Raw genomic sequence first — 13,500 nt, 5'->3', positions numbered from 1 at the left:
TTGATTCAGGATTACAACTACCGAACAATGGGTTGTGATGAAAAGACATGGTTCGTACCTACGGCACTTGGTGCAATGCTGTTTCTTAACCTCATCAGCAGGCTAAAACCTGCTGCTTCTATATCATCCTCCGCCAAGGGCGGATTAGAGGAGGGACATAAAAAATTGGTTTTCAAATTTTTTAAAGTCTTATCGAAATCATCCCATGAAGAATGGAGCTTGGCACGCAAAGACCCAAGTGCCAGCGGCATGCACGATACAGTAACCCATGGATTTAGCCGTGGGCACACAAAAACCACCACAAAACCACTAGTGCCGTAGGTACGATCGATGGTCTGACAAATGTTTCAAAAATAGATAAAGTAACCTTTCTACAGCATATTAAACATACTGACCCTATCATCATCCGTCAAGGAAAAATTGGATCAGGGCTTCTACAATGTCAGGATTCCAGCTGCCTATATATGATCCTCCGCCAAGGGCGGATTAGAGGATGGATGTTAGAAAAATGGTTTCCACCACAGAAAGTCCTTAGCAACACCGCCCAATGGAAAACAAATCTGTTCATCAGCAATTCCCACAAGTGCCAGCGGCACGAACGATACAGTAACCCATGGATTTAGCCGTGGGTACACAAAAACCACCTTAAAATCCAATAGTGCCGTAGGCACGAATGATATAATACCTGATTCAGTCTTATTATAACAAAATTCAGTAAGAAACAATCATCCCCAAGCAATAGTGCAAAATCGGCTTCAATTTCTGAATTGATATGTTTATCTTCTTTACTTCCTCTTTCTTAAGCTAAATTAATAAAATGGCCAATACCTATCATCAAATTTATATCCAAACAATATTTGCAGTAAAATACAGGAAAGCAACTATCCATAAATCTTGGCGACCAAAACTTTTGAAAGTAATCGGAAACTTGATTAATGAAATGGGCAATAGATGCATCATCATAAATGGTGTTGAGGATCATATCCATTGTTTTTTTACCCTAAAACCGAATATGTCTATATCTGAAGTGATGCAAAAAGTAAAATCCAAATCATCAAAATGGATCAACGAATCCAACTTTGTCAATCACAAATTCGAATGGCAAAAAGGGTTCGGGTGTTTTAGTTACGGTAAATCACAAGTACCAAATGTCTATAAATATATCCAAAACCAAGAAGCTCACCATAGACAATGGGACTTTATAAAAGAATACGTTGCATTTTTGAAGAAATTTGAAATTGATTTTGATGAAAACTACATATTTCATAAGCCGATATGATGTTGGCACCAAAGATATGGTTCGTACCTACGGCACTTGGTGCAATGCATGCTCTTACCCTCATCAGCAGGTTAAAACCTGCTGCCTCTATATCATCCTCCGCCAAGGGCGGATTTGAGGATGGATATTAGAAAAATGGTTTTCACCACAGAAAGTCCGTAGCATCGTAGCATCACCGTCTAATGGAAAACAAATCTGGTCATCAGCAATTCCCCAAAGTGCCAGCGGCACGAATGATACAGTAACCCATGGATTTAGCCGTGGGTACACAAAACCACCACAAAACCCAACAGTGCCGTAGGTACGATCGATGGTCTGACAATTGTTTCAAAATTAGATAAAGTAACCTTTCTACAGCATATTAAACATACTGACCCTATCATCATCCGTCAAGGAAAAATTGGATCAGGGCTTCTACAATGTCAGGATTCCAGCTGCCTATATATGATCCTCCGCCAAGGGCGGATTTGAGGATGGATGTTAGAAAAATGGTTTTCAAATTGCTTAAACCCTTTGCGAAATCATCCCATGAAGAATGGAGCTTGGCACACAAAGACCCAAGTGCCAGCGGCATGCACGATACAGTAACCCATGGATTTAGCTGTGGGTACACAAAACCACCACAAAACCCAACAGTGCCGTAGGTACGATCGATGGTCTGACAAATGTTTCAAAAATAGATAAAGTAACCTTTCTACAGCATATTAAACATACTGATCCTGTAATCATCCGTCAAAGAAAAATTGGATCAGGGCTTCTAGAAAGTTGGGATTCCAGTATTGTAAGTCATTAACAAAACCGTCCAATGGATAACAAATCTGGTCATTGGCAATTCCCACAAGTGCCAGCGGCACGAATGATACAGTAACCCATGGATTTATCCGTGGTCACACAAAAACCACCTTAAAATCCAATAGTGCCATAGGCACGAACGATATAGCCAAAGTGCCGCCACGCCGGAGAGGTTTGGCGTGGACGTGACTACACTTTTTTGGGGGAGCGAAATCTTAATTGAAGTATGGGTACTTGCCTTTGTCGATCATGTGATCAGCGATTTGCCTCCTCAGTGCTTTGGTGTTTTCCGGATCCGCCTTGGTAAAGCGCTTGAGGCCCATCAGCATGACCTTTTGCTCATCTCCAGTGGTAAACGAAGCGATTGCCTCTTTACCAGCAGCCTGAATGATATCCACAGCTTCAGTGAGGTAAACTTTTACCATGGCAATTTGCTGCTTACAAGCTTCTTCCCCTTGAAGGGTAACTCTTTTCTCTGTGCGGAGCAACGCCGATTCTGCAGCGTAGATCTCTATCATGATGTCGGCTAAGTTCATCATGATTTCTTGTTCCTCCTCGATTTTGGGGCCGAAGGTCATGGCTGCCTTTCCGCCGATCATCAGAAACACCTTCTTCAGCTTCTTTAGCAGCTCTTTTTCCGCTGCGAAAAGCTGAGAATTATCCACAGCACCAAAAGAAGGAACCGCTGTCAGCTCATCGGCTACGGCTTTGGCAGGCCCGAAGAGGTCAACCTCTCCTTTCATCGCACGCTTGAGCAGCATGCCGATCATGAGCATGCGGTTGATTTCATTGGTGCCTTCATAGATGCGCGAGATCCGTGCATCCCGATAGGCCCGCTCCATGGGCGCATCGGCAGAATAGCCCATGCCACCGTAAATCTGCACCCCTTGGTCCACCACATAGTCCAACACTTCCGAGCCATGGATCTTTGCAATGGCACATTCCATCGCAAACTGCTCTACCCCTTTCAGCTTGGCTTGGTTTGCCTCCATTCCTGATGCCATGAGCGCATCGATGCGGTCCTCGATGTTCTGGCCAAGACGATAGCACAGGGATTCACTGACATACGTCTTGACCGCCATTTCGGCCAATTTCGATTTGATGGCCCCAAAAGTATTGATGCTCACGCCAAACTGCTTTCGTTCGGATGAATATTGCAGGGCATTTTTGATCACTTGCCTACAGCCTCCCAGCACCCCAGCGCCTAATTTCACACGGCCAATATTGAGGATATTGACAGCGATCTTAAAGCCATTTTGACGATCGGAAAGCATGTTTTCGACCGGCACTTTGCAGTCATTGAAAAACACTTGGCGCGTAGATGAGCCTTTGATGCCCATCTTTTTCTCTTCCTCGTTCATGGTGATGCCACCAAAATCCTTTTCCACAATAAAGGCTGTCAGGTTTTTGTCCTCACCAATTTTAGCAAAGACGATAAACAAATCCGCAAAACCGCCATTGGAGATCCACATTTTCTGGCCATTGAGCAGGTAGTGCTTGCCATCCTCGGTGAGGGTGGCCTTGGTCTTCCCGCTATTGGCATCCGAGCCAGCGTCCGGTTCGGTGAGGCAGTAGCAGGCGGCCCATTCACCGGTAGCCAACTTGGGCAGGTACTTTTTCTTTTGTTCCTCGGTGCCATAATACAAAATCGGCAAGGTGCCAATGCCCGTATGGGCGCCATAGGTCGTCGAAAAGGATCCCGCCGCACCAATGATGTCTGCAATCAGCATGGAAGTATTAAAGCTCATGCCCAATCCTTGGTATTCCTCGGGCACCGAAATACCCAATAGTCCTAGCTCACCGGCCTTTTTCAGAATAGCCGGCACCAAATCAGGATTCTTCATACTATCGATTTCCTCGGATTTTGGCAAAATCTCCGTATCGATAAAATCCTGACAGGCCTGCGCCATCATGCGCTGCTCTTCCGTAAATTCTGCAGGAATAAAAATTTCCGTGGCTGCTGTTTCCCGAATGAGAAACTCCCCGCCGTTAATGGTATTGTTTTTTGTTGTCATGTCGTTAGTATTGAGTCGTAAGTAAAGAGTATTGAGCCTTACTATTGTACGTTTGATCGCTATTTCAAACTTTTAATCAACGAATAGCTCATTTTTTGCATTTCATTGATCTCATTTTCCAATGATTTGAATACGGAATCATTCACTAAATCCAATAGTTTTGCAATACATAACTGTGTATCTAATTCACACAGTGAACCATAAGCTATATCCATAAATCGTCGAAATTCTCGGTCGGAACCTCTTCCTGCACCCTCAGCAATATTTGAGGCCACCGAAACAGCAGACCTCCTCATTTGGGTCACAAGACCATATTTCTCATCGTGTGGAAAAGTAGCTGTCAACACGTAAATGTCTTTGGCCAAAAAAATGCCTCTTTTCCATACTTTTAATTCTTTATAATTATTCATGATGTATGTTTTTAGTTTAAAAATCTCTTTAACTACTCAGCGTGCTGCTCGCAGAACAAAGAGAAGACTCTTTTCAGAATAGCATGCTGAAGACTCACTACTCACGTCTCGAGACTCAAATCTCACACCTCATTACTAATCCCTCACATCTACTTCAGCAATTCCACCACACCGGCTACGCCTTGGCCTCCGCCGACGCAAGCCGTTACCATACCGTATTTTTGGTTTCTCCTGCGGAGCTCGTTGATCATTTGCACTGTGAGCTTGGCGCCAGTACAGCCTAGTGGATGGCCAAGGGCTACCGCGCCGCCATTGACATTGACTGTATTGGGATCCATGTCCAACGCTCGGATGACGGCCAAGGCCTGTGCGGCAAAAGCTTCATTCAGCTCCACCAAACTGATATCGCTCATCTTCATACCTGCTTGTTTCAGGGCTTTGGGAACAGCTTCTTTGGGACCGATGCCCATGATCCGCGGATCCACACCCGCTACCGAATAGCTCACCAGACGTGCTACCGGTTCCAAATTCAATTCTTTGACCATTCGCTCGGACATCACCACCGTGAAGGCTGCCCCATCGGAGGTTTGTGATGAATTGCCAGCGGTCACTTGCCCTCCTTGCTTAAAGGCGGGCTTCAATCCTCCCAGGACATCCATGTTGGTTCCGGGACGGGGGCCTTCATCTGTGTCCACGGTAAAGGTTCTTGTCTGCCGCTTTCCGGATGCGTCCACAAAGGTTTCTTCCACTTCTATGGGAACAATCTCTTCCTTGAACCGGCCTTCTTTGATCGCACTGATCGCCCGCTCGTGGGAAGTCACGGCAAACTGATCGGAATCTTCCCGCGAAATATCATAATCCTTGGCCAGCTCCTCTGCGGTCAATCCCATGCTGAGGTAATAATCCGGATGCTCAGAGGCAATCTTCCAGTTGAGGGCCGTTTTATATCCCATCATCGGTACCATGGACATGGATTCGGTGCCTCCTGCGATGATGCAATCAGCCATTCCTGATTTGATTTTGGCTGTGGCCAAGGCGATGGCCTCTAGGCCCGAGCCACAGTATCGGTTAATGATAAAGCCCGGCACCACCTTTCCCAGTGCCATGAGCGAAATCATCCGTCCCATCTGCATGCCCTGCTCAGCCTCGGGTACGGCATTGCCCACGATCAGGTCATCCACCCGCTCCGCTTCCAAACCGGGGGTATCGGCAATCAGCTTTTTGATCACATCTACGGCCAGGTCATCCGGCCGATAAAAGCGGAATCCACCTTTTTTGGCTTTTCCCACTGCTGTCCTATATCCTTTGATGATGTATGCGTCCATATCGTTTTCGTTTAATAGTTTGTTTGTGCTTAAAGAATCAAGAGAAAAGAAAAAAGAGTCAAGACTCGACTTTCGATTTCAGACCGTTAATCATGCGTTGAATCTCTACTAAATCTTCATGCAGTGAACTTGATTTTTCTTCATTCAGCAATCCCACACGTTTACTAATTTCAAGTTGTGTTTCGAGTTCGTAGCTTTCACCCAAGCTTGTTTCCAATGAATTGCTAAAAGCTTTACCAGAAGATTTTGCACTTCCTTCAGCAATGTTAGAAGGGACAGAAACTCCCGCCCTCCTCATTTGGGAAACCATTCCAAATTTCTCCTCACTTGGAAATTCTTTGGTTTCGAAATATATCTTTACAGCAAAATCAACTGATTTTTGCCACACTTTTAGATTTCTGAAATTATGCATGATACAAGGTTTTGGGTTTCTTTACTCTTTTGTCTTACTTCTTTGCTCTAATTTAATTTCGAAGTGGTTTTCCTTTAAAGAGGATGCTCTGGATGCGTTCTAGGGTCTTTTGTTCACCGGTTAGGCTGAGGAAGGCTTCCCGCTCCAGCTCCAAGAGGTATTGCTCGCTGACTTCATTGGCTTGTGAAAGGTCTCCGCCACTCATGACCCAAGCCAGCTTCCTGGCGATCTTGGCATCGTGTTCAGAAATATAGGCACCGTACCGCATTCCGGTGATGCCTGCTTCAAACAGTGCCAAGGACGTTTTGCCCAGCACCTTGATATTGGTCTGCTGCACCGGCTGGGTGTAGCCTTCGTCGAACAATTCGATGACTTTGGCTTTTGCCTCGGCAAACTGCCGCTTGCGGTTGAGGGTGATGTCATCCTTTGCTTGGAGATATCCCAGACCTCGCGCTTCTTCTGCCGAAGTGGATACTTTGGCCGTGGCAATGTTCATAAAATATTCCTGCAGCCGATTGACTTCCACATCACCGCTGTGGATGGCATTGCTAAAACGAAGGATCATCTCTTTGGTGCCCCCACCTGCTGGGATCAGTCCTACTCCAAATTCAACCAAGCCCATGTACAGCTCCGCATGTGCTTGTACCGCATCTGCATGTAAGGACATTTCACAGCCGCCACCAAGGGCCATATTATGCGGAGCCACGACCACCGGTACGCTGCTGTAGCGGACACGCATCATGGTCTTCTGAAACTGGGCAATCATCAGGTTGATCTCATCAAATTCCTGATCTCCGGCAAACATAAAGAGCATGGCCAAATTGGCGCCAGCAGAGAAATTGGCGCCCTCATTTCCGATGACCAAGCCTTTATAATCCTTTTCGGCCATGGTAATGGCCGTGTTGATCCCTTCGATTACTTCCTGACCGAGGGAATTCATCTTCGTGTGAAATTCCAAACCGATGACCTCATCCCCCATGTCATAGATCGTGGCACCGGCATTTCCCCAGATTTTCTTGTTGGCCGCTTTAAGGGTATCCAAAAGGATAAATTCCTGTTGTCCCGGAATGTCTTTGTAGGATTTGGAGGGAATGTCGTAATACTGTCGCCGCCCATCTTCCACACGATAAAAATGCTCATTCCCGGCATCCAGCATTTCATATATCCACTCCGCTGGGCGCTGATCCGCTTCCTCCATTTTCTTGATGGTATCCTTTAGTCCTAGGATGTCCCAGTTTTCGAAAGGGCCATATTCCCAGCCAAATCCGGCACACACGGCCTGATCAATGCGGTAAAGTTCATCTGAAATTTCCGGTATTCGAAACGAACAATAGCGGAACAAATCGTAAAAGGTAGCCCGGTAAAACGCTCCTGCCTCATCGTCAAAATTGACCAAAAACTTGATGCGCTCCTTCAGGTCATTGATTTCTTTTGAAGCTTCCAAGGCTTTGAATTTTGGCTTCTCGGCCGGTTTGTATTCATGGGTCTGCAGGTCGATTTCCTTGAGCTCTTTGCTTCCGTCCTTGTGGCGAATCATATGGAAAAAGCCTTGTCCCGTCTTATCTCCCAGCCATTTTTTCTCCGAGAGATATGCTACGGTTTTAGGCAGTTTGAACTTGTCCTTGGATTCATCATTTTGGAGTGCTTTGCTGAGGTTATTGGCGACATTGACCATGGTGTCCAGTCCTACCACGTCCATCGTGCGGAAAGTAGCTGACTTGGCGCGGCCAATGACCGTTCCGGTCAATTTATCCACCTCGGAAACGCCCATTTTCATGCTTTCAATGATATGCATGCTGGACATCATGGCATACACCCCAATGCGGTTGGCAATAAAGGCCGGAGTATCTTTACACAGCACCGTCTCCTTACCAAGGTGGCGATCACCATAATCCATAAGAAAATCAATGATGGCCGGATCAGTCTTGGGACCAGGGATGATCTCCAGCAATCGCAGGTACCGGGGTGGGTTAAAAAAATGTGTCCCACAGAAATTGGCCTGAAAATCATCACTTCTCCCCTCACAGAGCATTTGCATGGGAATCCCGGAGGTATTGGAAGTAATGAGTGTGCCCGGCTTCCGGTGCTGCTCCACCTTCTCGTACAGGGATTGCTTGATGTCCAATCGCTCTACGACCACCTCGATTACCCAGTCGTAATCCTTGATCTTGGGCAGGTCATCGTCAAAGTTGCCCGTTTGGATGCGGTCGGCAAATGCCCGATCATAGATCGGAGAAGGTTTGGATTTGAGGGTTTTTTCCAGTGCTTCATTGACCAATCGGTTACGGACGGCTTTGTCCTCCAGGCTCAGGCCTTTTTTACTTTCGGCTTCATTGGGTTCTTTGGGCAAAATATCCAGTAAAAGGACCTTCACGCCGATATTGGCAAAGTGACAGGCTATTCTGGATCCCATTACTCCGGAACCTAAAATGGCTACTTTCTGAATGGCTCGTTTCATTTGGTTTACGTTTATTTAAAATGGTCAAATGGAACCCCGCAATGAACATTTGCTCCTAAAAGAAGCAACCTCGTACAGGCGTGGTTTCATATAATGGTTACGATTATCTTAGAAGGATCCGCCAAAGCGGTACCCCAAAGTCTGTTTATTGTTTTTCGATTACCTTGTTGATCTTCTCAAAAACACGAAAGAACATATCCATTTCCCTTTTCGTGACCACCTCCCGGATGGCGTGGTTAAATGCTTGAATCGTTTGGATGGATTTTTCTTTTTTCCGCTTCCCTTCCGGGGTTAAAAAAATGCGGACCGATCGCTTATCTGCAGGGTCTGGCTGGCGACAAATCAAGCCCCGATCTTCCATGGATTTCAGGATCCGTGTAAGGCTTCTGGACTCCAAGCCCATGAGTGGCGCTATCTTAGTAGCAGGAGTGCCTTCATGTGTGTTGATATTGATCAGGACGAAACCGATAGAGGTAGTGAATCCCTCTTCCACAGCCTTCTGATTGTACATGCGTGAGATGGCATGCCAAGCAGTCTTGATGTGGAAATCTACGGTTTCTTCAGGTTTCATTGCCTCAGTTCATTGCTGTATTAGCTTAACGTAAGATACAAATATTTTTGTATGCATGCATACTATTTTTAGTTAAAAATGTGAGAAGTTTGAAATGTTAAAAAAGGGAAAAGTTTAGGAACCTACTGAGCAGTATTTAGCATCTACAACTGGCACCTCACACTTAAAGGAGGTTTGCTAATTTGTGACATCGCTAGCCCATTCAAAACAAGGATAATATTGCCCTATAAGTTTAAGGAAATCGCTTTTAACCCATTAAGTTATTTAATTCAGGCAAAAAGTCAGACCGAGCGTACCTGTCAATCCTCCAGGTAGAGTCGAGGTCCAAGGTCTAGCCTTCGCCTTTAGTTTATCCTGAGCTTGTCGAAGGGCTCAGGCTGACATCTCTTCACTAATAGTTTAAAGGCGATTTCCCTGCCTATGCGTTTTTGATTTTTTCGTATACTTCTCGTTTTGATACCTCGAATAAGGTCCCTCCAAATTCCTCATTGTCCAACGAAATAACGGTGGTGTCTTTTACTCCCATCATGGTGAAAATAAATTTCAAATAGGTCGTTTGGAAATTCATATGTGCATTCTTTTCTCCTTCTCCATAACCTGTATCCCCTCTGGTCGATAGGATGTAAAGTTGCTTGTTTTTCAATAATCCGACATAGTCACCATCGGGTTTTCCTGACCGGAATTTCCAGGTTTCGTTGATCCGCATAATTTGATCAATATAGGCCTTCAGTCCACTTGGAATGGCCCAGTTGTACATGGGCGTGGCAATGACATAAACGTCATGGGCTTTCAATTCCTTAACCAGCTCATCACTTAACCTGACGCCTTTTTGGTTTTCCTTATTCCTTGCTTCCGGCTTGACAAACGCACTTGCAATCCAGGGCTCATCAATGGGTGGAATGTTGTCCAATCCTACCTCCCGATTAGTAAATGAAACATGGGGATAATTTGCTTGCCAATTTTCGATAAAGCCCCTTGCCAACTTTCGGTTTTGGGATTTTTTGTCCCTAACACTGGCGTTGATAATCAGTACCTTTTTCATAAGATTTTTTCTTTTTGTTATACATGCAAAAATCAGCAACCCCTTACCCTAAAAAATTGATCTAGTTCAATTAACCTTGGTTTCTTTTTCTTATGCGACTGATAAATTCTGGGCTGACGCCCAAATAGGAGGCTATCAAATATTGCGGAACTTTGGCAGCAATTTCAGGATATTTCTGGATGAAATCAATATACTTTTGTTCGGCGTTGCTGGCATTGGTGGTGATGATACGCTGCTGGAGGCTTCCAACATAACTCTCCAAAATACTTCTGAAATAGGTTTCTAGTTTTGGAATTTGCTTTAACATTTCCTGAAAGGAATCCCGGTGGATTTGTAACAATAGGGTATCTTCCAGCGCCTGAATATTGTAAACAGAAGGGCTTTGCTTTTGAAAGCTCAAAATATCTGTAGCCCACCAATCGTCATTAGCAAAATACAAAATCTCCTCATCACCCTTATCGGATAGGTAAAATGCCTTGAGTACTCCAGTGACCACATAATTGTCTGTTTTGGCGATGTCTCCGTTCCTCAGCAGATACTCCCCCTTACGGACCACTTTTTCTTTCCAAAAGTCACCACACAGCGCGATTTCTTCGGGTAGAAGCACTATGTGCTTGGCGATATTATTAAGCAATTGGGCGTTCATGTGGATCGCGAAAACATTAGTTTATTTGGGTCACCATCCATATTTTTTGAGGTTTCCCGTCCTAAAAGCCGTATAAGCCAAGAGTACCGACAACACCAACTGGATCACCACCATCGCTGTAGCAAAATCCACCAAAACCTGGCCTTGCAACACACCTGCCATGATCAAACTGCCACGGGTGGTAAAGAGCAACAAGAAAATGGAAGTGATCATCAATACCAAATTGGCCGGTCCACTGCTGAAAGCCGTGGCGATCACTTTTACCAAATACACCAAAAAGAAACAGGAGACAGCAAATGGCCAGAGGAAATACAGACTGCTCATCGCAAAGTAAGTATCAAATACTTCCACGTCAAACTGCGTACCTGGCTGAAAACCTTCCCCACCAAAATGGAAGAAGTGCAGTACGATCACAAGGATCAAGGTCCCTACTAACCAATAAATTTCTTTTTTCATGGAGCTGCTAGACATAATTGACGAAAATTACTGGATTATTATCTATTCTCCCAAGAATTTTGGTTCTACGCCTACTATCACACTCATAAAAGCCGTTGATTATAGTATAAATTAAGCTTGGCTGATATAGCCAAGCTCATCACGGATTAGATTCCTTAGGTTCAGCCCATATTTCTGGGGAGCTTTCCGAAAAAATGGTTATTTCAACCAAACAAAAGTAACGATGAGTTTTAATAAATGTCAGGTATTTATATAAGCTTTTAAATTCTTCTTCCTTCGGCTACGCTCAGGGACCGATTGAACGGCTACGCTCAGTGAGCAGACTCCGGTGGCTGAGCGTAGCCGAAGCCACGGGCCAAACAATTCACTCCTTTTTGCTATTGTAATATTTGAAATTCGAGTTATTCTGACAAGCTGATAACTCGTGTAATCTATCCAAATCACCATTGATCAAAGCTATTTTCTTGCTTCGTCCCCATCTTTGGATTTGTTTCTCTCGATAAAAAGCTTGGTCTATTCTGGCATATTCTTCGAAATAAACCAGTTTTACTGGTAGGTACCTTTTAGTAAAATTTGCTCCATGACCAGCTTGATGCTTTTCCAATCTCCTATCTAAATCGACCGTACTTCCTGTATAAAAGGCTCCATTTGAGCATTCCAAAATATACATGTATCCTTTCATTGTAATGTTTTTTTTAGGTATTATTCGTCCCTTCGGCTACGCTCAGGGACCGATTGAACGGCTACGCTCTGGGACCAAATGAATGGTTACCTCAGGATCCGAGAGAATGGTTACACTCAGGGTTAGAGTGAAACGATAATGTCAACTTCCGGGATGCATCCAACCAGCCCACTGGATCGTAGACTGCTCTTCTACGAACATACTCCAACGAAGCAATATCGGTGGCCTAGATTGGATAATTTTGAAAGCACGAGCTAAGGGTCGGTGGCTGAGATTGGATAATTTTGACTGCGGTAGCTCAAGGTTGGTGGCCGAGCTTTGATAATTTTGACTACGATAGCTCAGGGTTGGTGGCTGAGCGTAGCCGAAGCCACTTTTGCTATTAGACATATTTTGTTCATCAGAAAAATACTAGTAACCAAATCGATAAATCATCTTGCATAGAACATAGGCATTAATTATCCTATTAAGATACCCTAAATTCCACCGAAATGAACATTTATCCGATCCAAAGATTGTGATATTTAACGTATTATCAGTGCAAATTACTTTTTGGCGGTCCTGTCCATTTGCACAAAATGAAATTCTATTTGAGTCGCTCGAATTTGCTATTGAAATACAACAATTGATAAGCGATCGCATTGTGCCAATATGCTCCGTTATGCACACCTGGACGACTGATAAAATCATGAGGAATATTACGCTCTTCCAACTTGTTGTGCAAGCGAACATTGGCATCATAGAAAAAGTCATGACGACCACAGTCGATGATGATATCCAAGGTCTTTCCATCCAGCAGGTGAACCAGGTTGATCACGGTATTTTCCTCCCAAACCTCCTTATTCTCGGCATAAGGGCCCAGTCTTTTGGCGATGTCCCAATTCAACGGGAAAGGTCGAATATCCACGCCCCCACTGGTACTGCCTACAGCTCCCCAAAGGTCCTGGTGACGAAAGCCCAAGTAAAGGCCGCCGTGTCCGCCCATGCTTAACCCCGTTATGGCACGATAAGCTCGGTCTTGCTTCGTCGCATAATGTTCGTCCACCCAATTGATCAGCTCAGAAGTCACGTAAGTCTCATATTGCATTTTAGGGTCGATAGGGCTGTCGAAATACCAACTGGTGACTCCTGCATCAGGACAGATGATGATAAGGCCGTAGCGGTCCGCATAATGCTGTAAATCGGCAATCTTAGACCAAGAGGTGTAATCACCACCAGCTCCATGCAGCAAATATACCGAAGGATACGATGCGGAGTTGGAATAGTCTTGGGGTGTTACGATTAAATTGGGGACGTCCTTGTCCATGGCATTGCTGTGCACTTGCACCGTATCCGTCTTGGCCAATGCAGTCCATTGTAACCCTATCAAGAGGGCCACGAAGCTATAAATTTTTCTCATGATGAAATGTAAA

Annotated in this window: 13 protein-coding genes; 2 read left to right on the top strand and 11 right to left on the bottom strand. The window is 44.8% G+C overall.

Annotated elements, in window-relative coordinates:
* Together ECHVI_RS05220 and tnpA are read left to right on the top strand one after the other, a co-directional pair.
* Positions 1–321, top strand: a complete 321-nt coding sequence (locus tag ECHVI_RS05220; protein ID WP_157501229.1) for a hypothetical protein — start codon at positions 1–3, stop codon at positions 319–321.
* 496 nt (positions 322–817) lie between these two features.
* Positions 818–1,279, top strand: a complete 462-nt coding sequence (gene tnpA, locus ECHVI_RS05210; protein WP_015264910.1) for an IS200/IS605 family transposase — start codon at positions 818–820, stop codon at positions 1,277–1,279.
* A gap of 1,007 nt (positions 1,280–2,286) precedes the next feature.
* Here the strand turns inward: tnpA and ECHVI_RS05200 are convergent.
* From ECHVI_RS05200 to ECHVI_RS05150, 11 genes are all read right to left on the bottom strand, one after another.
* Entirely contained in the window at positions 2,287–4,086 is a 1,800-nt protein-coding gene (locus ECHVI_RS05200) for an acyl-CoA dehydrogenase family protein (protein ID WP_015264908.1), read from the bottom strand.
* A gap of 59 nt (positions 4,087–4,145) precedes the next feature.
* The gene (locus tag ECHVI_RS05195) at positions 4,146–4,496 is read right to left on the bottom strand and encodes a four helix bundle protein (protein WP_015264907.1); all 351 of its coding nucleotides are present in this window, start codon (positions 4,494–4,496) and stop codon (positions 4,146–4,148) included.
* Positions 4,497–4,645: 149 nt separating this feature from the next.
* The gene (locus ECHVI_RS05190; RefSeq protein WP_015264906.1) at positions 4,646–5,821 is read right to left on the bottom strand and encodes a thiolase family protein; all 1,176 of its coding nucleotides are present in this window, start codon (positions 5,819–5,821) and stop codon (positions 4,646–4,648) included.
* Between the two features lie 58 nt (positions 5,822–5,879).
* A complete protein-coding gene (locus tag ECHVI_RS05185; protein ID WP_015264905.1) occupies positions 5,880–6,233 on the bottom strand; it encodes a four helix bundle protein in 354 nt (117 codons plus the stop codon).
* A 52-nt stretch (positions 6,234–6,285) separates the two neighbouring features.
* Positions 6,286–8,691, bottom strand: a complete 2,406-nt coding sequence (locus ECHVI_RS05180; RefSeq protein WP_015264904.1) for a 3-hydroxyacyl-CoA dehydrogenase/enoyl-CoA hydratase family protein — start codon at positions 8,689–8,691, stop codon at positions 6,286–6,288.
* Positions 8,692–8,836: 145 nt separating this feature from the next.
* A complete protein-coding gene (locus ECHVI_RS05175) occupies positions 8,837–9,262 on the bottom strand; it encodes a MarR family winged helix-turn-helix transcriptional regulator (RefSeq protein ID WP_015264903.1) in 426 nt (141 codons plus the stop codon).
* A gap of 418 nt (positions 9,263–9,680) precedes the next feature.
* The gene (locus tag ECHVI_RS05170; protein ID WP_015264902.1) at positions 9,681–10,304 is read right to left on the bottom strand and encodes an FMN-dependent NADH-azoreductase; all 624 of its coding nucleotides are present in this window, start codon (positions 10,302–10,304) and stop codon (positions 9,681–9,683) included.
* 70 nt (positions 10,305–10,374) lie between these two features.
* Positions 10,375–10,950: a Crp/Fnr family transcriptional regulator gene (locus ECHVI_RS05165; protein ID WP_015264901.1), complete on the bottom strand. Its 576-nt coding sequence runs from the start codon at positions 10,948–10,950 to the stop codon at positions 10,375–10,377.
* 30 nt (positions 10,951–10,980) lie between these two features.
* On the bottom strand, positions 10,981–11,406 hold the full coding sequence (locus ECHVI_RS05160) for a hypothetical protein (protein WP_041738333.1): 426 nt from the start codon (positions 11,404–11,406) through the stop codon (positions 10,981–10,983).
* Positions 11,407–11,770: 364 nt separating this feature from the next.
* Complete coding sequence (locus tag ECHVI_RS05155) at positions 11,771–12,088, bottom strand: GIY-YIG nuclease family protein (protein ID WP_015264899.1); 318 nt, start codon at positions 12,086–12,088, stop codon at positions 11,771–11,773.
* A gap of 586 nt (positions 12,089–12,674) precedes the next feature.
* A complete protein-coding gene (locus tag ECHVI_RS05150; protein ID WP_015264898.1) occupies positions 12,675–13,487 on the bottom strand; it encodes an alpha/beta hydrolase in 813 nt (270 codons plus the stop codon).
* Positions 13,488–13,500 lie beyond the last annotated feature (13 nt).

Source organism: Echinicola vietnamensis DSM 17526 (assembly GCF_000325705.1).
In the GTDB taxonomy this organism is placed as follows: domain Bacteria; phylum Bacteroidota; class Bacteroidia; order Cytophagales; family Cyclobacteriaceae; genus Echinicola; species Echinicola vietnamensis.
This window is presented reverse-complemented; position numbering and strand designations above follow the sequence as displayed.